Origin of the sequence: Entomomonas sp. E2T0, from assembly GCF_025985425.1 — a bacterium.
GTDB lineage: Bacteria > Pseudomonadota > Gammaproteobacteria > Pseudomonadales > Pseudomonadaceae > Entomomonas.
Genome location: NZ_CP094972.1, coordinates 1,209,157 through 1,231,923, shown reverse-complemented (window position 1 = coordinate 1,231,923; position 22,767 = coordinate 1,209,157). Strand labels below are relative to the sequence as shown.

Genomic DNA, 22,767 nt, shown 5'->3' with positions numbered 1-22,767 from the left:
TCCTGTGAGTTTTTATAATTAATTTTGATTAGTTCCTAAAGCTTCTTCAGTCAACTTTTTCCATTCTGATTTAACCGATTTAGGAATTAAATAATAACCAATACCTAAAATAATAAACCAAATAGGGCTCGCCATTAATGCTTGGCGAGTATCTTCTCTAAAGGCTAAAGCTGTTAATAAAAAGATCATAAAAGCTAAACAGGCATAACACATTAATAAACCACCAGGCATCTTATAACTGGATTTTAAATGTAGTTCTGGCCTTTTTTTACGATAAGCAATATAAGAGAAAATAATTAATGTCCATACAAAAATAAATAAGATAGTCGATAAAGTAGTTACTAATGTAAACGCATGGATAATATTCTGGTTATTAAAATACAGCAATACAGCCCCAGGTAGCAAACAAGCACAGGAGAACAATAGGCCTTTAGCAGGAACTGATGATTTTGATAGCCGAGCAAAAGCACGAGGAGCTTTACGGGTTAAAGCCAGTCCAAATAACATACGACTGGTTGAAAAAATGCCACTATTGGCAGAAGATGCCGCTGAAGTCAGTACCACAAAATAAATCACTGCAGCTGCTGCTGGAAGGCCAGCAAAAGTAAACAAAGTAATAAATGGACTCTTATCTGGTGCTATACTTCGCCACGGCATTACCGACATAATCACTGCCAAAGCCAATACATAGAATAAGATAATCCGCACAGGAATAGCATTAATTGCACGGGGTAGTGTCTTGGTTGGATTACTTGCTTCTGCAGCAGCCGTTCCCACTAATTCAACCCCCACAAAAGCAAACGCAGCTATTTGAAAGCCCGCTATAAATCCCCAGCCACCTGTGGGAAAAAAGCCACCATCATTCCAAATATTAGAAAGGGAAGTCACTGTGCCTGATGGTGTATTAAATCCATAAACAATAAAACCAAACCCTACTAAAATTAAGGCCACAATAGCTACAATTTTGATTATAGCGAACCAAAACTCCAGCTCACCAAATAGCTTCACAGTAAGTAAATTTAATATCAAAAATACTAGAATACAAAAGATAGCTGGAATCCATGCGGCTAAATTAGGTGCAAAATATTCAACGTAGCCAGCAATCGCAATTAAATCCGCAATACCTGTTACAATCCAACAAAACCAATACGTCCAACCAATATAAAAGCCCGCCATAGGGCCTAATAAATCAGTTGTAAAATCAATAAAAGATTTGTAGTTTAAATTAGAGAGTAATAACTCGCCCATCGCTCGCATTACAAAAAATAACATCACACCAATGATGATATAAACTAATAGAATCGATGGACCTGCCAAACTAATAGTTTTTCCTGAGCCCATAAATAGGCCAGTACCAATAGCTCCACCAATGGCAATTAATTGAATATGTCTATTACTTAGATGACGATTTAACGTTTCATTATCATTGCTTTGTTGCTGAGTCACAGTAAATGGCCTATAACTGATTCAAAAAGTGAACACATAATACTACAAAAACATAAATTTATTTTATAGAACATTTATCTTACTACTATGTTCCACAAATTTGTTATAAAAATAGAGTCTTCAATAGCATACACACAATGAGTTAATGCAAATTATCAGCACTTATATAAAACAAATAGCTTTATTAATAATCTTTTTATTCTTAGAACGAGGATAAAAAAGAGATATTATTAATATCACTTTTTATAGGGAGACTTAGAAATTATATCGGTAACCTATATTTAACTGCTTTTGATCAAATCGATTACCTGTAGCATAGTTAGCATCCATATAAATATTATGGACTTTATTTATATTAGCTGAGATACCTATTCCATTATCTAGCCACCCTCCTCGGAAACTATGCTTTTCTTTATTACCATTTAAATGATAACTAGTATTACCACTAAACTCACGCACATAACCTGTTTTGAAATAAACATTTATTGGATTATCACCTTGTGTTTGATAACCAATAACAGCACTAGTACGGCCTAATACCGAGTTATATGCATCCAATTTTATTTTTAAACCATTACTTGCCTTAACTGTATCACCGCCTTGAATAGCTAGGGTTAGCTGCGCCTGTGGTTCTATATAAATTCCAGCTTGTTGTGAATTAAGCCAAAAACGATTACCCACTTCAATTGAAGCACTACCTCCTTGAGTTCTTCCTTTACCCTTTACTGAATCTCCAGCAGTATCTTTAACATTAAATTGATTATGAATATTGTTATATTTTAATAAGCCATCAACATATAGCCCATTATCATGAAGATAGGTAGTATAGAGACCTAAGCTATAATTCTTAGCTGTACCATCTCCTTCCTTATAATTAGGATTACCCTGAGTAAGCCCCACCATTGTTCCCACTAATAATTTACCTGATGAGAGATTGATACCTTTATCAATACCTAATTGAGTTCCCCAATAAGGCATATCAAATCCTGATAAATTAGAGCCAGCAAAAGAAGACAATTTTCCACCAAATGATCTCATCCAAAAACCATCAGAAGTTTTATCGTCAGTTACTAATCTTAAATCCCCTAAGCGTTGTAATAACGTTTGGTTATCTATATAGTTCAGTAAATAGCTAGTATTTAAAAAACTAGCTCCAGCTAAAGCTGAAGAGCTTTGTTCACCTCTAGCCCCATATAACTCCCAATCAGCTCCATTACTAGCCTTTCTTAAGTCATAGAGATAACCACCTGCCTCAACACGGTTAGTTAAACTAAACCGTCCTGAACCATCACTGGTTTCAACTACAGTTAATGTTTCATTGCCATCAGTTGCTGATGCGCCTTGATTAGTTATATTCAGACGATGGCTTCCTGCTGTTTGACCAGTAACTTTAACTAAATCACCTTGTCCTGCAGCTATATCAGTTTTCATACTAAATGTGCCATTCCCTGATAACTGTTGAGTAGTAAGCATAGTAAAAGTTGGATTTATAAAATCAACCTGACTGTTATTTAAAGCGAGCTGTGTAATACTAGAATTATTTGTCATATTCCATATACTACCTGTCATATCCAAGTTAATAGTACCTTTATTAATATCATAGATGGTAGATTTCCCTGTTAACTCAGAACCACTATTCATTTTTAAATCAATTAGGTTATTGTTGCCAAATTGAGAGGTATATAAATTTCCCACTATTTTCATTTTACTGCCATTAGTGCCTGTTTTAATAGAGCCACCATTTGAAACATATAACGTATCACTATTATTGGTGGCGGTTCCAATAATTTCAGTATTTCCTGAGAAAATCACATCTCCAGCAGAAGCGCTCACTACCTTATACTTACCATGCAAAGTAACATCAGTTGCATTAACTACACCATTAGTACCAACATCCATTACTGTCGCATTACTACTGGTAGAAATAGCTGTTACTTTATTTAAAGTCATTGTGCCATCACCCATACTCAATGCTGTATTGTTAGCAGAAATATTTACATCAGTTAAATTAATTATATGATTATAGTTAGGTGGTTTCGGCTGCACACTTCCAATGACTATACCATTATTATCAGAGATAACAGTACCACCTATCATAGTAAAAGAACCATTGTATAAAACGACTCCATAACTATTACTGCCTTTCGCTGTAATAGAAAAGTCTTGGGCAATAACAGTGCCATCATTAATACTGATTCCCTTTCCACCACCAGTACTGTCAACATTAATTACTGATCCCACACCTAAATCAACTATGTGGTTTGCATTATTTTGTACTTGTAATCCAGTCGCTAATTGAATACCCGAACCCGTAGAGGTTACATCAATGGTTATTTGGTCTACTTTAAATGAGGTATTATTCGAAATAGATATACCTATAGCCGAACTATCACTCTCAACAGTAACCTTATTGTTTCCAGTTAAGTTGACCTCAGTGCTGTTTAATATTAGACCTGACGCTGAATATTTACCACTTGCCTCTATATTAATATTACTAGCTGATAAATTACTGTTTTTTAGATTGATAGCATACACCGTGTCTCCCTGTGCTCTAAGTTGACCACCATCTCCTAAATTGATTAATGCTTTTGCCATAGTACTCTGTCCAGTAATATTAATGACAGAAGCGATGTATCTATCACTACTTGTTCCTGTATTATTATTAACTACTTGCATATTAAGAGGATTAGCATTTAGTTCTACCTGGCTAGAACCGTTATAATAAATACCATATAAACTCTTTGTATCAATGTCTGAGCTAATATTATATTGACTACTGTCTAAAGGAAGGTTTTGATTAGGTTGTAACTGATAACCATACTTAATTTCTGCTGCTAGTATATTAGAATTATAAGCTATACCAAGTAATGTAATAACTGAAAACTTCTTTAACATAATGTTTAACTCAAAACCACTAACTTATATTGTAGATTAAATATATCCACATGAATTAATTAAGAAAAATAAAGCCAACGAATATAGATCGTGCCCATAGTAAGGAAGTTATATTAATCGAATATTAATATTAGACAAAAGTATATGCTTATAAATACTAAACTTAGTTATAAACATAAATATGAATTCTAACTGAATAATATAATAGAAATTTTTAATTATTTAGGCAGTTTTTACAACTTTTAAACTACTTGAAGTTAATCTAAGCAATTCTCAACAATGTCTTATCATAATAATTAGTAATTACTTTTAAACTTCATATAAAATATTATATATCAACAGATTATTTTCTTGATACAAATTACCTTAGTAAAACGACATTTTTTTTACACCTTATACTGTATATAGAGATCCAATAAAATATTTATAATTATTAAACATTGTTAAACAGGTTTACAAATTTATGGAACAAACCCAGTCTCATCTTGGCTTCCCCCCTGAAACTCTAGCTGTTTTTATTACACTTGCAGTTGTAGCACTATTAATAGATTTATTCGCTCATCGCAGTGATAAGCCTATTGGTTTAAAAAGTGCTGCTATATGGTCAATTTTTTGGGTACTTATTTCCTTAGGTTTTGCAGGCTACCTTTATATTCATCACAATGCAGAAGTGGCCACTCTGTTTATTACAGGTTATGCCCTAGAAAAAATACTGTCAGTAGACAACCTATTTGTAATCATGGCCATTTTTGCTTGGTTTAAAATTCCTGATATGTACCGCCACCGCATTCTCTATTTAGGCGTTATTGGTGCTATTATCTTTAGGGGTATTTTTGTTGCCATTGGTACAGGTCTATTAGCATTAGGCCCTTGGGTTGAAATGGTATTTGCTATCATTGTAGGCTGGACAGCCATTATGATGCTGAAAAGTAAAGATGACGAGGAAGAGATCAAGGATTACTCAGACCATTTAGCTAACCGTCTGATTCGTCGTATTTTTCCTGTTTTTCCTAAAATTGTAGGTCACAAATTTTTTCTCAGCAGTAAACAGGTGTCAGAAGAGTTATTAAAACCAGAAAACCACAACCTACGAATTAATGTTAAAAAAGGTACTCTCTACGCTACTCCTTTGTTACTTTGCGTAGCAGTGGTTGAGCTTTCTGATGTTATGTTTGCTTTTGATAGTGTACCTGCCATTATCGCTGTTAGCCGTGAACCATTAATTGTTTACTCAGCCATGATGTTTGCCATCTTGGGTTTAAGAACACTCTATTTTGTACTAGAAGCGTTACGTCAATATTTAGTTCATCTTGAAAAGGCAGTGGTATTTTTACTATTTTTTATCGCCTTTAAATTAGGTTTTAATGCAGTAAACCATATTTGGCATTTAGGGTATGAAATTAAACCAACCATTAGCTTATATGTAGTGCTTGTTGTATTAGCACTAGGTATTTTGGCAAGTTTTGTATTTCCAGAGAAAAAAGAACAAGATAAAGAATAATGCCTATAAAAAATTAAGCCCCTAAATAGGGGCTTAATTTTTAACTGCAATTCTTTTATGAGCTATTGCTTAGCTTTATCTTTAGTGCCAATACCAAAGATCTGCGCCACAATCCCCATTGTTACAATTACTGCGGCTAATAGTAATGTATAAACTACTTCATAGAAATAAGTACCTTCATACACCATCACAATAAATGCACCAATAATAAATACAATAACGGCATAAGTAAGCCATGGGAAGAACCATACTTTTAATTTAATTTCTTTACCTTCAGCCTCTAATTTACGACGCATACGTAATTGTGAGCAGGCCACTACAAGATAAACTAACAATGCAATAGTACCTGTTGCCTGCATTAATACGTCATATACATCCATTAAATGAAAGGCTGCAAAGAAAATAGCTACAAATGCAAAGAAACTAGAAATTAATACGCCCACCCAAGGTGTACCTGTTTTATTGCCTGTAATCTGCATAACTTTATGAGCATCACCACGTTTAGATAAAGAGAATAACATACGTGAGGCGGTATACAACGCTGAGTTAAAACAGCTACATACAGAGGTTAATACAATAAAATTAACAATAAAGCCCGTATAAGGAATACCTAATGCATCTAAAGTTACACGATAAGAACCCCAAGTAGGGTCTCCTAAACGAGGATCATTCCATGGTACTAATGCCACTACGATAAAGATAGAACCCACATAGAATAAACAAATCCGCCATACTACTGATTTAGTTGTTTTAATAATTTCTTTACTTGGGTTAGCTGATTCAGCCGCTGCTACAGTAACAATTTCAGCGCCTAGGAAAGCAAACATCACGCCTAGTAAGGCAACAATAACAGCCTGCCCACCATTAGGCATAAACCCACCCGTAGAAGTTAGGTGAGAGATACCCCCGGTTGTACCCCAAGGCCATAAATGGACTATTGCTAGACAGCCAATAATAATAAAGATAACAATCGCAACAACCTTAATTAATGCAAACCAGAACTCAAATTCACCGTAACTACGTACGTTCATAAAGTTAACAATAATTAAAGCTATTGTAACAATCAGTGCAAATCCCCAAATAGGTATCATGGGGAACCAACTATTTAGAATAGTTCCTGCCACAAAGGCTTCCCAACCCATTAATAAAGCCCAGAAATACCAATATAGCCAACCAATCGTAAAGCCTGCCCAACGGCCAATAGCACGATCAGCGTAAGTAGAGAAAGAACCCGTGTCTGGTTGTGCTACCGCCATTTCGCCTAACATTCTCATGGCTAAAATAACTAGGATACCACCGCCAATGTAAGCAAGAATAACCGCAGGGCCAGCCATAGCAATTGTTTTACCTGATCCAACGAATAAAGCAGCACCAATAACACCTGCAATAGACATCATCGTAAGATGACGAGACTTTAGACCACCTTTTAATTCTGTATTATGGCCTTTTTTATTTACACTTTTTGTTTCACTCAAAATTTGAACTCCTTCGACAAGTTATTCATTAGCCTATAAATATAGTCAAATAAATTCTAGAGACTAATAGAACTTACTTAAGAATCCTTAAATTGCAAATTCCATTCCACATTTAATCTGATACCTGAAAATTGACTATTTGATATAAGCACCGGTCAAACAACTTATAAAACGAAAACACTGCCAGTAGCAGCAAAACTATAAAATCTAATTAATTTACTGTATTTATTAATAATTGATCTAAACTATACAGATACTATTATTTTTAGTGTTATTAAAGAATTACATTGGTATAAATGTACTTATCTCTAAGATAACGGTTTAAGGATAGCGCAAAATCCTTCCCAAGCATACCCCCTAAATAAGATTAATATTTTACTCATAGCAATTAATTAATTATATAATTATGTCTAATTGAAACTATATGGTTATAAGCATTATATAAAATGAAATGGATTCTCAATCGTAAAAAGAAAATGATTTTTGTTGCTATTATTTTAATTTATTTTGTAACAGTACTAAGCATTGTAGCATCAGGCTTAAAAGATAATTTATTCAAGACCGATCTTATTGTCGTTCTCGGCACTAAGGTTTCACCTGAAGGTATACCTAGCCCAGGACTTGCTGCACGCCTAAACAAAGCGATTGAAATTTATCAACAAGGGTATGCCCCTAAAATCCTAGTAAGTGGCGGTACTGGCAAAGAAGGCTATGACGAGTCAATAGCTATGGCTAACTTTTTAATAGCAAGAGGAGTTCCAGCTAACGCTATTATTAAAGATGGACAAGGCATTAATACCAGAGCTACAGCTAAAAACACTTACCAATACATGCAGCAGCAGCAATTAAAGTCTGTTATTATTATTTCCCAATACTATCATATTGCAAGAATTAAACTCGCTTTTAAACATGAAGGTATTAAACAAATTGGTTCTGGTTCACCAACCTATAGTTCATGGCGAGATTTTTACTCTGTTAGTAGAGAATTATTAGGGTATCCAATTTATTTTTTCAATATAAAATAAAATTGTTGTTGCTCCCCCCTAACATTGTCTACCAATTGTCATATGTTATACTAGAGGCTTCATAATTAAATTTAATATACATTGATGTAGCTTACCATGGAGTTATTATGCCTATCCGCCCCTACAAAGGTAAAACACCATCCTTAGGAAAAGAAGTATTTATTGATGAAACGGCCATTATTATTGGTGATGTTGTACTTGGTGATCAATGTTCAGTATGGCCTTACGCTGTAATTCGTGGTGATGTGCATAAAATACGTATCGGTGCTCGCACTAATATACAAGATGGTTGTGTACTGCATGTTTCTCATGTCAATCCAGAAGTGAATAAACTAGGTAGTGGCCTTGTTATTGGCGAAGATGTAACAATAGGACACAAAGCTGTATTACATGGCTGTACAATTAGTGACCGTGTACTTATTGGAATTGGTAGTATTATTCTTGATAATGCGGTAATAGGTAGTGATGTGATTATTGGTGCCGGAACAGTAGTTCCTCAAGGTAAACAATTAAATGGTGGTTACTTATATGTGGGTAATCCTGCTAGACAAGTACGCCCTTTAATTGAAAGTGAAAAAGAACTATTGCGCTATGGTTCTGAGCACTATGTAAAATTAAAGGATAGTCACTAAATATTATACTTGGCCATAACGCTGGCGATTAGCTATCCAACGATTAAGTAATGGTTCTATATACTCTTTATGTTTAATCACTAATTGTTGTGTAGCTTCTCGAACATCTGGCAATAAGTCACTATCCCTCATTAAATCCGCTACTTTAAATTGTAATAAGCCCGTTTGACGAGTTCCTAATACCTCACCAGGTCCTCTGATTTCTAAATCTTTCTCAGCAATCACAAAGCCATCATTAGTTTCTCGCATAATAGCCAAGCGTTCTTGCGCTACTCTAGATAAAGGTGGATGGTAAAGTAATAAACAAAAACTTTCTGTACTACCGCGCCCTACCCGACCACGTAGTTGGTGCAACTGGGCTAATCCTAAACGCTCAGGGTTTTCAATAATCATTAAACTCGCGTTAGGGACATCCACCCCTACCTCTATTACAGTAGTAGCTACTAGTAACTGCAACTCTCCAGCTTTAAATTGTTGCATTAATTGTGCCTTTTCAGCTGGCTTCATACGTCCATGAATTAACCCCACATTTAACCCAGTTAATACTTCAGATAACTCAGCAAAAGTAGTTTCTGCTGCTTGGCAAGTTAACTCTTCTGACTCCTCAATCAGCGTACAAACCCAATAAGCTTGCTTACCTACTAAACAAGCTTGTCTTACGCGTTCTATTACTTCTACTCTTCGAATATCAGCAATCACCACGGTGGCCACAGGGGTGCGCCCTGGTGGTAACTCATCTAAAACCGATGTATCTAAATCAGCATACATGCTCATGGCTAGCGTTCGAGGAATGGGGGTAGCGGTCATAATTAATTGATGAGGAAGTAGACCAGCTTCACCACCTTTATCTCTCAACGCCAAACGTTGCTCCACACCAAACCTATGTTGCTCATCAATAATAATTAAAGCTAGATTTTTAAAAGACACTTCTGCTTGAAATAGCGCATGTGTTCCAACAACCATTGGGCAACCCTCTGCGATATTCTGTAAAGCTGCTTGCCTTGCTTTTCCCTTAAGCTTACCAGCTAACCATTCAACCTGAATACCTAAAGGCTCAAACCAACGTTTAAACGTTAAAAAATGCTGTTCTGCTAAAATCTCTGTAGGTGCCATTAATGCAACTTGATAACCCGCCTCCAAAGCTTGTAAAGCAGCCAATGCAGCGACTACCGTTTTACCTGCACCTACATCCCCCTGAACCAAACGTAACATGGGGACTGGCTGAGCAAGGTCATAATTGATTTCTTGCACAACCCTTTGCTGTGCATTAGTTGGTCGAAAAGGTAATTGTTGTAAATAAGCAGGCACTAATTGCTTTGATAGTGGTAAAGCAGCGGCTACTTGGCTACGAATCTGCTCCCTTAATCGCTGTAGTGATAATTGATGAGTCAGAAGCTCTTCAAATACTAAGCGTTTTTGTGCCCAATGTTTACCTTCTAATAATAATTGACTGTCTGCATCTGGTGGCGGGTGATGCAAATAACGCACTGCCTCTAATAAACTGCCCAACTGATACTTTTCAATAAGAGCAGTAGGTAAATAATCAGGCAAACTATAACTCGTTAATAATTGCAGTGCTTGCTCCACTAATTGCCTTAATCGTTGTTGTGTTAACCCTTCTGTCATAGGATAAATAGGAGTTAAGGTTTGCTCGACAGGCATTATTTTATCGACGGCAATTATTCTATATTCTGGATGATATATTTCAAATCCCGATGCCCCCACACGAACATCACCAAAACAGCGCACACGCGCACCATTTTGGAACGAGCTTTTCTGACTTTGATTGAAATAATAAAATCTTAAACCAATAGTACCGCTACTATCCCGTAACTTTACCAATAAGCTACGACGACGTCCCATCAGAACAGCTGATGAAACAACTGTACCTTCAATCACTGCATCTTGCCCAGTAAATAAAGAACCAATTGGCGTTATTCGCGTTCTATCTTGGTAACGAATAGGTAAGTGAAACAATAAATCTTGAATTGTTATAATACAAAGCTTTGCTAATTTTTCAGCTAATGCACTACCTACTCCCTTTAAATGGGTAATAGGTGTATGGTCTAAGCTAGCCATACGCTACTCAACTTTTAAATAATAGATGCTGCACTATGTTTAATAGCATCTACTAAAACATCAATTGCTTTTGCTCTTGGAAAACTCATCCGCCAAGCAATTGCTACCGTTCTAGTAGGAACTGGATCTGCAAAAGGTCTTACCTCAACAACACCTTCAGCATAATAAGGACTATGGATAGCTGAATGAGGTAACACAGAAATACCTAAACCAGATGCAACCATATGGCGTATGGTTTCTAATGAAGTAGACTCGACCTCTGTATACTCATCTTCAGTGCCACCTTCTTTGGTGGTTGGACAGGCCTCTAACACTTGATCTCTAAAACAATGTCCTTCGCCTAACAAGAGGAGTGTTTTACCTGACAGCTCATCTGATTTGATTTCTTTACGTTTTGTCCAAGGATGATTAGCAGGTAATAAGACATCAAAATGTTCTTCGTATAAAGGTTTAGCTACTATATCCACATCACTAAAAGGTAACGCTACGATAATAGCGTCCAAATCGCCTGAGCGCAGTTTTTCTTTAAGGACATGCGTGAAGTTTTCTTCTATATACAATGGCATATTAGGTGCTACTTTATGTAGCTCAGGAATAAGATGAGGAAATAAATAAGGGCCAATGGTGTAAATAGCGCCTATACGGAGAGGTGCAGCAAGTTGATCCTTACCTACTTGAGCTAATTCACGAATAACTTGTGTTTGCTCTAATACTTTTTTAGCCTGTTCTACAATACTTTCACCAACAGGTGTTAAACGAACAGAGTTTTTACTCCGTTCAAAAATATAAACACCCAGCTCTTTCTCAATTTTTTTAACCCCCACAGATAACGTTGGTTGACTAACATGACAACGATCAGCTGCCTTACCAAAATGCTTTTCTTGTGCCAAAATCACAATATAACGAAGTTCTGTGAGAGTCATATATTTAATCCTTCTGAGCTGAGGGTGACTATCCTAAAACTAAAATAGCATCCATTTCTACTAGCGAATCTTTAGGCAATGCATTAATACCAATTGCTGCACGAGCAGGATAAGGTTCTGCAAAATAACGCCCCATTACTTCGTTTACCTTAGCAAAATTAGCTAAATCTGTTAAATAAATATTTAGTTTAACAATATCTTTTAAACCACCGCCTGCTGCTTCTGCCACAGATTTTAAATTTTCAAATACCTGTACTGTTTGTGCTTCAAAACCGCCCTCAACTAACTGCATAGTTGCTGGGTTTAAAGGGATTTGTCCTGATAAGTATACAGTATCACCTGCTTTGACAGCTTGAGAGTAAGTACCAATTGCTGCGGGTGCTTTTTCAGTGTTGATCACTTCTTTTTTCATGAAGTAAACTCCTAATAATCTATTAATGTCCTGTTCTTGCGATTTTTATAATACCATTAATAAGTCGTAACTTCTTAATCACTTTAGATAGATGAATTCGATTATGTACAGTAACTACCATATTCACTATACAGGTTCTACCATCACGTTCATCTACTGCAATTTTTTCAATATTAGCATCTGCTAAATTGACAGCTTCGGCCAATGACGCAATTAAACCACGCTGTTGCTCCAACTCTACATTTAATTGGACTTCAAACTCACCTTTTATGTCTTTAGCCCACTGCAAAGGAACACATTTATCGGTATTAGAAATATCAGCAACTCGCTTACAATTCTCTATATGAACGACAATACCTTTACCTGTAGATAAGTGACCAATAATAGGGTCACGGGGAATAGGATAACAGCATTTAGCATAAGTAATCACTAAACCTTCGGTGCCATGTATTTCTAAAGGTTTCTTACCAATAGATGTTCTGTCTAATCCTTTGACCAACTGCTGTGCCACAATATAAGCAACACGATTACCTAAACCAATTTCTTCAAATAATGCTTCTGGAGTAGCTAATTTATACTCTTTTAATACTGCCTCTAATTGTTCAGCAGGTATTTTATCTAGGTATGAATCAACACTCGCTAACTCTTTATTTAGTAAGTTCTCACCTAATGTAACTGACTCTAATTGTTTTTGTTGTTTTAAGGCGTGTCGAATATTTGTTCTGGCTCTACCTGTTGCTACGAAATTTAACCATGCAGGGTTTGGTCTAGCGTTAGGAGAACAAACAACCTCTACTGTAGAACCACTTTCTAATACTTGTGATAAAGGCGCTAAGTGACGGTCTATTCGACAAGCAATGCAAGTATTACCTACATCAGTATGAACAGCATACGCAAAGTCAACTGCTGTGGAACCCTTCACCAGCTCCATAATACGGCCTTTAGGTGTAAATACATACACTTCATCAGGGAATAAATCAGTTTTAACGTTTTCTACGAACTCTAAAGAACTACCTGCACGCTGCTGTAGCTCTAATAAATTTTTCACCCAACGCTTAACACGTGATTGATTTACTTCATCACTACCTGATTTATATAGCCAGTGGGCAGCAATACCATAACTGGCCATTTCATCCATTTCTTTAGTACGAATTTGAATTTCAATAGGAATACCATTCATACCAAATAAAGAGGTATGTAATGATTGATAGCCATTCGCTTTGGGAATAGCTATATAGTCTTTAAAACGACCGGGAACGGGTTTAAATAAGTTATGCACCGCACCTAATACGCGATAACACATATCAACTGAATCAACAACAATGCGAAAAGCGTAAATATCCATAATTTCATTAAAGGATTTTTTCTTATCCTTCATTTTCTTATAGATACTGTAAAAATGCTTTTCTCGACCACTTACTTGGCCATGTAAATTTTCTCTTTGCAAACAGGCTTCAATCGCTGATTGAAATTTAGCAACCACTTCTCGACGATGACCACTAACCTTTTGAACTGCCTTGTCAATTAAAGCTGATCGCATTGGATACATAGCTTTAAAACTAAGATCTTCTAAAGAAACACGCACATCACGCATCCCTAGACGATTAGCAATCGGTGCATAAATCTCTAGGGTTTCTTTTGCAATACGACGACGTTTAGGAGGTGACATCACCTCCAAAGTACGCATATTATGTAGACGGTCGGCCAACTTAACAATAATAACTCGAATATCTCGAGCCATAGCCATGGCCATTTTTTGGAAGTTTTCAGCTTGAGCTTGTTCTTTACTATCAAAGGAGATTTGGGTTAATTTACTAACCCCATCAACTAGATCAGCAACAGCATCGCCAAATTGTTCGGCTAATGCTTCTTTAGGAATACCTGTGTCTTCAATAACATCATGTAACATCGCAGCCATCAGGCTTTGATGATCCATATGCATTTCAGCGAGAATTCTGGCTACGGCCAAAGGATGTGTTACATACTTTTCACCACTACGACGACGCTGCCCATCATGGGCTTGCGAGGCATAATAGTAAGCACGCCGAACACAGTTCACCTGCTCTGGTGTTAAGTATTCAGTAAGGCGTTGAGCAAGGTCATCTATGGTTGGCACAAATCACCCCCTCGCTGATAAGGCATGCAGCTACTAGGCGAGGCATAAAACAAATAAACTAGCCTCTAAAACTATCCATTTGTCCGTCATCAAATGCTGTAAATAAAGGCTCTTCACGAACCATAGCCTCTTGTGCCACAAATTCTTTATCAATTAGGCCTTCAGCAATTTCACGTAAGGCAACAACGGTTGGTTTGTCATTATCCCAAGCAACTAGAGGTTCACGTCCACCGTTTGCTAATTGTCGAGCACGCTTACCAGCTAACATCACCAATTCAAAGCGATTTTCCACATTATCTAAACAATCTTCTACTGTTATACGAGCCATAATATTCCTCTAAAAATCATCAACTAACTATCAGCTATTGCGTCTTCAATTCGAATCTTTCAGTTTAAAAGTATCTCTTGATTATGACAAGAGATCTTTTAATAAAGATCCTAATTTTTCAGTCTGCCTTAAACATTTTAAACGGTGTGTAATAATAATAGACTCTAAATCGTGTAATGCCGTTTCAAAGTCATCATTCACAATTAAATAATCAAACTCAGGATAATGGCTAATTTCATTAATAGCTTGCGACATTCGATGCTCAATGACAGCACCTGAGTCTTGTCCACGTTGCACTAATCGCTTGCGCAAAGTCCCTCTTGAAGGAGGTAAAATAAAAATACACTTTGCTTCTGGCATTAATCGACGAACTTGTTGCGCACCTTGCCAATCAATCTCAAGCAGAAGATCTTGTCCCTTATTCAAACACTCATCTACCCAATAAGAAGCCGTACCATAATAGTTTTCAAAAACAAGGGCGTGCTCTAAAAAAGCACTTTCCTCAAGCATTTCGACAAACTTTTCTTTTGTTACAAAGAAATAATTTACACCTTCCTGCTCATCTGCACGTGGAGCTCTTGTAGTATGAGAAACCGCTACTTTTAGCTCTGGTTGACGCTCTAATAAAGCTTTAACTAAACTGGTTTTTCCTGCCCCAGAAGGTGCAGAAATAACATAAAGAGTTCCACGTTCCATTTTGCCCATCCTATCTAACTAACGGATATAGTTATATTATAGCGATTTATCTTCGATTAATCTTGTTCTTTAGGGTTTTTAGGTGCTTTTTTTGCAACCTCTAAAAAGTCAGTTGCCGTTATTTTCTGCATTGTTTCAATAATCCAGTTTTCTGCCTGCTTATTCGCTTGTATTATTTGCTCTGGATCTGTGCTTATAGATTTTATTGGCTGACCAATAACTACCTCTATTGTACCTGGATATTTAGCCCAGCCATATTTTGGCCAAAACTCACCCGCATTGTGTGCCACTGGCACTGCTCCCACACCTGCCGTAGCTGCTAAAGTAATACCACCACGGGTAAAGCGACCATTCTGCCCGGGCTGAGTCCGAGTCCCCTCTGGAAAAATAAGAATGTAATGACCTGCTTTTAATAACTTGCTACCTTTATCAAGTAACTGCTTAAAAGCCTCTTTTGGTGTACCTCTATTTATGGCCACTTGTCTACTTAAAGCGAGCATCCAACCAAAGAAAGGAATAAATTGCAACTCTCGCTTTAATACATTACTCAATGGATAAATTTGAGCTGTAAAAAATATAGTTTCCCAAGTACTTTGATGCTTAGAAACAATAACACAAGGGGTGTTAGGCAGATTCTCAAGTCCAGTGATTTTATATTTAATACCCGCAATAACACTTGCTGAATTAATCACAAAGCGACACCACGGTTGAATAAACCCTTTCATCAACCAACGATAGGGAATAAATAAGAATACCGTTAAACAAACGATACCCCAAATTAGCACACTCGCCGCCAGAACCAAATAGAAAGCTATGGTACGTAGAATTTGTAGGAATGATATTTTTTTCTTCATTATTTAGAACCTATCAATCACCTATTAAGTGAGTCACAAACTATTGTAATAAATAATCAGCAACTGCCACTAAATCATCAAACACTAAAACTTGTTCATCAATTCCTTTTTCTAATGTACGCAATCCTTTACCTGTTTTCACTAATACCTGCTGGCAACCTATTGCTTGCGCAGCTTTTAAATCACTTGCTGAGTCTCCAACAAACCATACACCCTGTAAAGGTACTTGATAATACTTGGAAATTTGCTGTAAAAGACCAGGCTTCGGTTTACGACAATCGCAGCCATCATTAGGCCCATGAGGACAATATACAATTATCCCCATTTTTCCACCAGCATCTGCTACTAAAGTACGTAGCTTATTATGCATGGCTTCTAACGTTGCTAAATCATAATAACCACGTGCTATACCAGATTGATTAGTAGCAACTGTTATAGTCCAACCCGCTTTACTTAGTCTAGCAATCGCGTCAATAGCACCACCAATAGGAATCCATTCCGCTACTGTTTTAATGTAGTCATCAGAATCATGGTTAATGACTCCATCTCGATCAAGAATAATTAACTTCATTAATCTAACAACGATATATCAGCAATCCCTAAGAACAATTGGCGAATACGTGCCAATAACGCATAACGATTAGCACGTACTTGACTATCTTCAACGTTTACAAAAACATGTTCAAAGAAATCATCTAACAACGTTTGTAATGAGGCTAATTGATCTAACGCTTTACTATAGTCACGAGCAGCACTTAATTTAGGCACACTCTCTTCTAGATGTTTAATAGCTGTAGCTAACGCATTCTCTTGCTTTTCTAACAATAGTACTGGATTAATTTCTGTAGCAATTTCCTGCTGTGTAGTTTTTTCTAAAATACTATAAACTCGTTTATTTGCAAAAGATAACGCTTGAGCTTCAGGTAGCTTACGGAAATGCTCTACTGCTTGTACACGCTGATCAAAATCTAATGGTGACATTGGTTTTAAAGCACGAACTGCTTGATAAGTCGTGATATTAATGCCTTCATCTTCATAACGAGCACGTAATCTATCAAAAATAAAATCTAAAACTTGTTCTGCCAAACCTTTAGGTTCTACTTGATAGCCATAGAGATCAACTGCACGCTGTACCATTTCAGCTAGATTAAGTTCTAAGCGTTTTTCTAATAGAATACGTAAGATACCCAAAGCGGCACGACGTAAGGCGTAAGGATCTTTACTACCTGTTGGCAACATACCAATACCAAAAATACCTACCAAGGTATCTAATTTATCAGCTATCGCCACACTACACCCTACCAGTGTAGTAGGTAGCTCACCACCCATATTGCGTGGCATGTATTGTTCATTTAGCGCCAATGCTACATCTTTAGCTTCACCACCTGCCAATGCATAGTAATAGCCTGCAATACCTTGCATTTCTGGAAACTCGCCAACCATTTCAGTGGCTAAATCAGTTTTCGATAATAGTCCTGCACGTCTAGCTTGCTCTACATTCGTTCCTTGCTTTTCAGCTACATAACCAGCTAATTTACTAACACGTACAGCTTTATCATAAACAGTTCCCAATTTAGCCTGGAATACTACATTTTTTAAACGCTCATTAAACTGTTCAAGTGGTTGTTTAAGATCTTGTTTAAAAAAGAACTCAGCATCTGTTAAACGTGGCCGTACCACTTTTTCATTACCCGCTATCACTTGTGATGGATCTTTACTATCCACATTAGCAACGGTTATAAAGAGCGGTAATAATTTGCCTTGCTCATCCAATAAACAGAAATATTTCTGATTATCTTGCATGGTAGAAATTAATGCTTCTTGAGGTACTTCTAAGAAACGTTCTTCAAAACTACACACTAAAGGTACAGGCCATTCCACTAAAGCGGTTACTTCTTCTAACAACCCTTCTGGCACAATCGCTTTACCATTATTTTGTTTGGCAAGCTCTGCCACTTTATCTGCGATTAATTTCTTACGCTCAGCAAAATCAGCCAGTACATGGGCACTTCGTAAATCTTCTATATAACTCTTAGGTGATGCAATATACACGGGCTCTGGATTATGGAAACGATGGCCTCGTGACTCACGACCTGCTTTCTGTGCTAAAATTTCACAATCGATAACTTGGTTACCCAATAACATAATCAACCATTGGGTAGGGCGTACAAACTCTTCACGTCTAGCAGCCCAACGCATTCTTTTAGGAATAGGTAAATTATCTAAAGAATTACGTATAATATCAGGTAATAAACTAGCTGTAGCTTGGCCTTTAATTTTTTGCTCAAAACGTAATTTTGGACCTGATTGATCAATTTCTGATAATTCAACACCACATTTACGTGCGAATCCCAATGCTGCTTGAGTAGGCGCTCCATCTGCTGTAAAAGCAGCTTGTATGGGTGGACCATCTACATTAACTGTACGATCAGCCTGCTGTTCTTCTAGAGACTCTACCAATACAGCTAAACGTCTTGGCGCTGCATAGTACTGACTTGTTTGATAATTAAGCCCTGCCTCTTTTAAGCCTTTTTCAATACCTTTTTGGAAAGCTTCTGCCAATGATTTTAAAGCTTTTGGAGGAAGCTCTTCAGTACCTAATTCAACGAGAAAATCTTGCGTACTCATTATTCTGCCTCCTTCATTTTCGCCAATACTTCATCACGTAATGCTTCATCAGCCATCGGGAAGCCTAAGCGAGCACGTGCTTCTAAATAACTCTGTGCAACCGCGCGGGCTAAAGTTCTAACCCTTAGAATATAACGTTGACGCTCAGTCACTGAAATGGCTCGTCGAGCATCCAGTAAGTTAAAGGTATGTGAGGCTTTAAGTACCATTTCATAAGTCGGTAATGGAAGTTGTAACTCAATTAGACGATTTGCTTCACTCTCATAGAAATCAAATAAACCAAATAGTTTTTCAATATTGGCATGTTCAAAATTATAAGTAGATTGTTCAACTTCATTTTGATGGAATACATCACCATAAGTCACTTTGCCAAACTGACCATCTGTCCACACTAGATCATAAACAGAGTCAACACCCTGTAGATACATAGCTAAGCGTTCAAGGCCATAAGTAATTTCACCGGTTACAGGGTAACATTCGATACCACCCACCTGTTGAAAATAAGTGAACTGGGTTACTTCCATACCATTTAACCAAACTTCCCAACCTAATCCCCAAGCACCTAATGTGGGAGACTCCCAATTATCTTCCACAAAGCGAATATCATGGATAAGTGGATCAAGACCAATATGCTTTAAAGAACCTAAATAAAGTTCTTGTAAGTTATCTGGATTAGGTTTGAGTACTACCTGAAACTGATAATAATGCTGCAAGCGATTAGGATTTTCACCATAACGTCCATCAGTAGGTCTTCTAGAGGGTTGCACATAGGCTGCATTCCATCTTTCTGGCCCTATTGCGCGTAAGAAGGTTGCTGTATGAAAAGTCCCTGCCCCCATCTCCATATCATAAGGTTGCAATACTACACAGCCTTGCTCCGCCCAGTATTGTTGCAAAGCAAGAATCAAATCCTGAAATGTACGAACAGTCGATACCTTTGTCGTCACTTGAGTTACCTATGAGTAATATCAGTCTAATTACCTGTTTAAACCAAACAGGTAAAATTTATTTTAAATGGAAAGTTGCTCAGTATAGCAGGGAGACCCTATAAGGTTGAAGTCTATTTATGTACACTATTACATTATTTTAATGTAAAAATACAAATTTTAAGCTAATAAACACCCTTTTGAGTAAATACTTTTACACAAATCTTTACGCTAATTTATATCGGTATGCTTTATTATTTAGCTTGTTGCGTTGCCAGTAATTTAGCAATATCTTCTATAGATTTTTTACCATCTTCGCTGACTTTTCGATAACAATGAATTAGCTCAAGTTCCTGTTGAGTTAGTTGAAGGCCTGCCTTGTAATTCCCTGTTTCTTCGGCAGTAGTCACTGCTGATGAACTGCTCACACTATGTATAGGTATAATTCTGTCGCCCGTTAAAATATAATTGGTATCTACTCCCAAGTTAACCAACTTTAATAATACTTCTGATCCTGGTGCAATCTTAGCTGACTCATATCTACTCCATGTTTCTCTTGTAATAGACACTTTATCAGCAATCTCCTGCTGGGTCATGCCTAGCCGTTTCCGTTCTTCTTTTAATCGCATCGACAAAGAATTAGTAGCCATCATACGCTTCTCTTTAATTATTAATTTTATCCCTATATCAGCATATAATAATCATAATTAAATCGAATTTAAATAATAATTCATTACTTATTTATCAACCATTGGCAATGCTAGCCTACAGCTATATATATATTTAAATATCAATGATTTGTGACGAAAACACCACTAAAACCCATATGCTGTTGAAAAAACCTGACCCAAAAGATGATCTATAAATCACTTTTTTATTGACAAAGTGATTTATTATTTACATAATGCATATGTATTCCATAATTAATAGTATTTAATTAGAATTAAAGGAAGAAGCTATGAATACGCCATATCCAATACCTAATACACAACCCTATACGCCAGAACAAGTAAAAAACTTTTTTCGACAATCAGGTATTCCAATCTCAGACTGGGCTAAAGCAAATGGATATTCTGTTAATAAAGTTTATCAGGTACTGAACGGTCAACTAAAAGGCTTAAGAGGCTCTGCCCATGAAATTGCTATCGAACTTGGGTTGAAGGTTAATATAGAAAATAGCTATCAGTTTTAAATTAGCTGATTTATTTTAATCAGCTAAACTAGCTAACTATTAAATTTATAAAATCCAATTTTGAGCCCAATAAATCGTATCATAAAAATTATTAGTATTAACTTATATAGATTAACTAGAAGGCCTATAATGAAAAACCTCTGCAAGATGAGAACGTTTTACTGCTTTCTCTCCTTGCATATCTGCTAAAGTTCTTGCCACTTTCAAACAACGATGTAACGCCCTTAAAGAAAGCCCTAACTTTTCTCCTGCCTGTTCAAACCACTGTTGATCTTCTTTAGATAACTGGCAAACTTGTTGCAGTGTTGCAATATCTAAATAGGCATTAGGGCAACCTTGTCTTTTTTGCTGTATATCTCTTGCCTCCGCCACTTGCTTTGCAGCTTCAGCACTGGTTAGTTGGTTACCATTATTAGCAGATAATGTTAATGACTCTCTACCTACCGTAATATGCAGATCTATTCTATCCAATAATGGTCCTGATAATTTACCACGATAACGTTGTACCTGCTCAGGTGTACAACGACAAGTTTTTGTTGTATCTCCTAAGTAACCGCAAGGACAAGGATTCATAGCCGCTATTAATTGAAATTTAGCAGGAAATAACACTTTTTCCCTTGCCCTTGCTACCATTATTTCGTGGCTTTCTAATGGCTCTCTTAAAACTTCTAATACTCGCCTATCAAACTCTGTGAACTCATCTAAAAATAATACCCCTTGATGTGCTAAAGTTACTTCACCAGGCTGAGGTTTACTGCCACCCCCCACTAAAGCCGCTGCTGAAGAAGTGTGATGGGGTGCCCTAAAAGGTCGTTGTGGCCAATGTGTTAGAGGTTTTATATCAGCAATTGAATAAATAGCTGCCACCTCTAATGCTTCCTGCTCTATGAGCATAGGTAAAATACCCGGTAAACGGCTAGCCAATAAAGTTTTTCCAGTGCCAGGTGGGCCTGTAAAAAGTAAGTTATGCCCACCACTAGCAGCAATTAACAAGGCTCTTTTTGCTGCTATTTGTCCCTGAACATCTGCTAAATCTGGATAAGGCTCAACTTGTCTCAATAGCCCTTTAGATTGATAAGGCTCTAATACAGCCTGACCTGAAAAGTGAGCAGCTACTTCTAGTAAATGATCCACAGCATAAACTATCAAACCTGTCGCTAAGCAAGCCTCTTCGGCATTTTCTTGAGGTACAAATAAAGCTCTCCCTGCATCTCTTGCTGATAATGCAGCAGATAACACGCCTCGAACAGGGCGTATATGACCTGATAATGCTAACTCACCTAAACATTCTATTTCTTTTAATGGTTCTGCTGGAATCTGTCCACTAGAAGCTAAAACACCTAAGGCAATAGCTAAATCGAACCTTCCACCCTCTTTAGGTAAATCAGCAGGGGCTAGGTTTAATGTAATCCGCCTAGCAGGAAATTCAAATTGTGAATTAATAATGGCACTTCTTACTCTATCCTTGGCCTCACGTACCGCTGTTTCTGGTAAACCTACTAACGTTAAGGAAGGCAATCCATTAGATAAGTGACTTTCTACTGTTACACAAGGTGCATTAATACCAACCTGCGCTCGACTATAGGTAATGGCCAGTGTCATTACTAATCCTTATTTTGTTGTTAACAAAACAAGTATA

General features: G+C 36.8%; 19 protein-coding genes. 4 read left to right on the top strand and 15 right to left on the bottom strand.

All coding sequences use genetic code 11. From position 1 onward, the window contains the following. Positions 1 to 18: 18 nt before the first annotated feature. Entirely contained in the window at positions 19 to 1,446 is a 1,428-nt protein-coding gene (gene cycA, locus MTZ49_RS05955; RefSeq protein WP_264747435.1) for a D-serine/D-alanine/glycine transporter, read from the bottom strand. A 255-nt stretch (positions 1,447 to 1,701) separates the two neighbouring features. Then, positions 1,702 to 4,341, bottom strand: a complete 2,640-nt coding sequence (locus MTZ49_RS05950) for an autotransporter outer membrane beta-barrel domain-containing protein (RefSeq protein WP_264747434.1) — start codon at positions 4,339 to 4,341, stop codon at positions 1,702 to 1,704. Between the two features lie 463 nt (positions 4,342 to 4,804). Here MTZ49_RS05950 and MTZ49_RS05945 point away from each other — a divergent pair, with 463 nt between their 5' ends. Further along, entirely contained in the window at positions 4,805 to 5,842 is a 1,038-nt protein-coding gene (locus MTZ49_RS05945) for a TerC/Alx family metal homeostasis membrane protein (RefSeq protein ID WP_264747433.1), read from the top strand. A gap of 62 nt (positions 5,843 to 5,904) precedes the next feature. On the opposite strand, the gene MTZ49_RS05940 is transcribed toward MTZ49_RS05945, so the two are convergent. Further along, positions 5,905 to 7,317, bottom strand: coding sequence for an amino acid permease (locus tag MTZ49_RS05940; protein WP_413774178.1), 1,413 nt, complete (start codon positions 7,315 to 7,317; stop codon positions 5,905 to 5,907). Positions 7,318 to 7,763: 446 nt separating this feature from the next. On the opposite strand from MTZ49_RS05940, the gene MTZ49_RS05935 reads away from it, so the two are divergent. Together MTZ49_RS05935 and MTZ49_RS05930 are read left to right on the top strand one after the other, a co-directional pair. Beyond that, positions 7,764 to 8,342 (top strand): YdcF family protein, encoded by a 579-nt coding sequence (locus MTZ49_RS05935; protein WP_264747432.1) that lies wholly within the window; start codon positions 7,764 to 7,766, stop codon positions 8,340 to 8,342. A gap of 107 nt (positions 8,343 to 8,449) precedes the next feature. Next, positions 8,450 to 8,974 carry a gamma carbonic anhydrase family protein gene (locus MTZ49_RS05930; protein WP_264747431.1) on the top strand — a complete coding sequence of 175 codons (525 nt, stop codon included), beginning with the start codon at positions 8,450 to 8,452 and terminating at the stop codon, positions 8,972 to 8,974. Positions 8,975 to 8,977: 3 nt separating this feature from the next. Here MTZ49_RS05930 and recG read toward each other — a convergent pair whose 3' ends face one another. The 11 genes from recG to MTZ49_RS05875 all read right to left on the bottom strand — a co-directional run bounded on the left by recG (position 8,978) and on the right by MTZ49_RS05875 (position 20,565). Further along, the gene (gene recG, locus MTZ49_RS05925; protein ID WP_264747430.1) at positions 8,978 to 11,053 is read right to left on the bottom strand and encodes an ATP-dependent DNA helicase RecG; all 2,076 of its coding nucleotides are present in this window, start codon (positions 11,051 to 11,053) and stop codon (positions 8,978 to 8,980) included. A gap of 14 nt (positions 11,054 to 11,067) precedes the next feature. Beyond that, entirely contained in the window at positions 11,068 to 11,976 is a 909-nt protein-coding gene (locus MTZ49_RS05920) for a hydrogen peroxide-inducible genes activator (protein ID WP_264747429.1), read from the bottom strand. Positions 11,977 to 12,004: 28 nt separating this feature from the next. Then, positions 12,005 to 12,388 (bottom strand): RidA family protein, encoded by a 384-nt coding sequence (locus MTZ49_RS05915; RefSeq protein WP_264747428.1) that lies wholly within the window; start codon positions 12,386 to 12,388, stop codon positions 12,005 to 12,007. A 22-nt stretch (positions 12,389 to 12,410) separates the two neighbouring features. Further along, the gene (locus MTZ49_RS05910) at positions 12,411 to 14,504 is read right to left on the bottom strand and encodes a RelA/SpoT family protein (RefSeq protein WP_264747427.1); all 2,094 of its coding nucleotides are present in this window, start codon (positions 14,502 to 14,504) and stop codon (positions 12,411 to 12,413) included. Positions 14,505 to 14,562: 58 nt separating this feature from the next. Beyond that, positions 14,563 to 14,832, bottom strand: a complete 270-nt coding sequence (rpoZ, locus tag MTZ49_RS05905) for a DNA-directed RNA polymerase subunit omega (protein WP_264747426.1) — start codon at positions 14,830 to 14,832, stop codon at positions 14,563 to 14,565. Between the two features lie 81 nt (positions 14,833 to 14,913). Then, positions 14,914 to 15,528 (bottom strand): guanylate kinase, encoded by a 615-nt coding sequence (gene gmk / locus MTZ49_RS05900; protein ID WP_264747425.1) that lies wholly within the window; start codon positions 15,526 to 15,528, stop codon positions 14,914 to 14,916. A 56-nt stretch (positions 15,529 to 15,584) separates the two neighbouring features. Continuing rightward, entirely contained in the window at positions 15,585 to 16,382 is a 798-nt protein-coding gene (locus tag MTZ49_RS05895; RefSeq protein ID WP_264747424.1) for a lysophospholipid acyltransferase family protein, read from the bottom strand. Between the two features lie 40 nt (positions 16,383 to 16,422). Next, positions 16,423 to 16,953, bottom strand: coding sequence for a D-glycero-beta-D-manno-heptose 1,7-bisphosphate 7-phosphatase (gmhB, locus tag MTZ49_RS05890; RefSeq protein WP_264747423.1), 531 nt, complete (start codon positions 16,951 to 16,953; stop codon positions 16,423 to 16,425). After that, entirely contained in the window at positions 16,953 to 19,010 is a 2,058-nt protein-coding gene (gene glyS, locus MTZ49_RS05885; protein WP_264747422.1) for a glycine--tRNA ligase subunit beta, read from the bottom strand. Before glyS ends, gmhB begins: the two co-directional genes overlap by 1 nt. Next, complete coding sequence (glyQ, locus tag MTZ49_RS05880; RefSeq protein ID WP_264747421.1) at positions 19,010 to 19,957, bottom strand: glycine--tRNA ligase subunit alpha; 948 nt, start codon at positions 19,955 to 19,957, stop codon at positions 19,010 to 19,012. Before glyQ ends, glyS begins: the two co-directional genes overlap by 1 nt. Before the next feature lie 233 nt (positions 19,958 to 20,190). Next, positions 20,191 to 20,565 (bottom strand): helix-turn-helix domain-containing protein, encoded by a 375-nt coding sequence (locus tag MTZ49_RS05875; RefSeq protein ID WP_264747840.1) that lies wholly within the window; start codon positions 20,563 to 20,565, stop codon positions 20,191 to 20,193. 329 nt (positions 20,566 to 20,894) lie between these two features. Between MTZ49_RS05875 and MTZ49_RS05870 the strand changes: the two genes are divergently transcribed. After that, positions 20,895 to 21,128 (top strand): DNA-binding protein, encoded by a 234-nt coding sequence (locus MTZ49_RS05870; RefSeq protein ID WP_264747420.1) that lies wholly within the window; start codon positions 20,895 to 20,897, stop codon positions 21,126 to 21,128. A 111-nt stretch (positions 21,129 to 21,239) separates the two neighbouring features. Here the strand turns inward: MTZ49_RS05870 and MTZ49_RS05865 are convergent, their stop codons facing one another. Further along, positions 21,240 to 22,730, bottom strand: a complete 1,491-nt coding sequence (locus tag MTZ49_RS05865; RefSeq protein ID WP_264747419.1) for a YifB family Mg chelatase-like AAA ATPase — start codon at positions 22,728 to 22,730, stop codon at positions 21,240 to 21,242. Positions 22,731 to 22,767 lie beyond the last annotated feature (37 nt).

Bases quoted from the DNA above. Each gene is read 5' to 3' on its own strand.
- MTZ49_RS05950 (WP_264747434.1), bottom strand. From the start codon at position 4,341: ATGTTAAAGAAGTTTTCAGTTATTACATTACTTGGTATAGCTTATAAT.
- MTZ49_RS05945 (WP_264747433.1), top strand. From the start codon at position 4,805: ATGGAACAAACCCAGTCTCATCTTGGCTTCCCCCCTGAAACTCTAGCT.
- MTZ49_RS05935 (WP_264747432.1), top strand. From the start codon at position 7,764: ATGAAATGGATTCTCAATCGTAAAAAGAAAATGATTTTTGTTGCTATT.
- MTZ49_RS05930 (WP_264747431.1), top strand. From the start codon at position 8,450: ATGCCTATCCGCCCCTACAAAGGTAAAACACCATCCTTAGGAAAAGAA.
- recG (WP_264747430.1), bottom strand. From the start codon at position 11,053: ATGGCTAGCTTAGACCATACACCTATTACCCATTTAAAGGGAGTAGGT.
- MTZ49_RS05920 (WP_264747429.1), bottom strand. From the start codon at position 11,976: ATGACTCTCACAGAACTTCGTTATATTGTGATTTTGGCACAAGAAAAG.
- MTZ49_RS05915 (WP_264747428.1), bottom strand. From the start codon at position 12,388: ATGAAAAAAGAAGTGATCAACACTGAAAAAGCACCCGCAGCAATTGGT.
- rpoZ (WP_264747426.1), bottom strand. From the start codon at position 14,832: ATGGCTCGTATAACAGTAGAAGATTGTTTAGATAATGTGGAAAATCGC.
- gmk (WP_264747425.1), bottom strand. From the start codon at position 15,528: ATGGAACGTGGAACTCTTTATGTTATTTCTGCACCTTCTGGGGCAGGA.
- MTZ49_RS05895 (WP_264747424.1), bottom strand. From the start codon at position 16,382: ATGAAGAAAAAAATATCATTCCTACAAATTCTACGTACCATAGCTTTC.
- gmhB (WP_264747423.1), bottom strand. From the start codon at position 16,953: ATGAAGTTAATTATTCTTGATCGAGATGGAGTCATTAACCATGATTCT.
- glyS (WP_264747422.1), bottom strand. From the start codon at position 19,010: ATGAGTACGCAAGATTTTCTCGTTGAATTAGGTACTGAAGAGCTTCCT.
- MTZ49_RS05875 (WP_264747840.1), bottom strand. From the start codon at position 20,565: ATGCGATTAAAAGAAGAACGGAAACGGCTAGGCATGACCCAGCAGGAG.
- MTZ49_RS05870 (WP_264747420.1), top strand. From the start codon at position 20,895: ATGAATACGCCATATCCAATACCTAATACACAACCCTATACGCCAGAA.
- MTZ49_RS05865 (WP_264747419.1), bottom strand. From the start codon at position 22,730: ATGACACTGGCCATTACCTATAGTCGAGCGCAGGTTGGTATTAATGCA.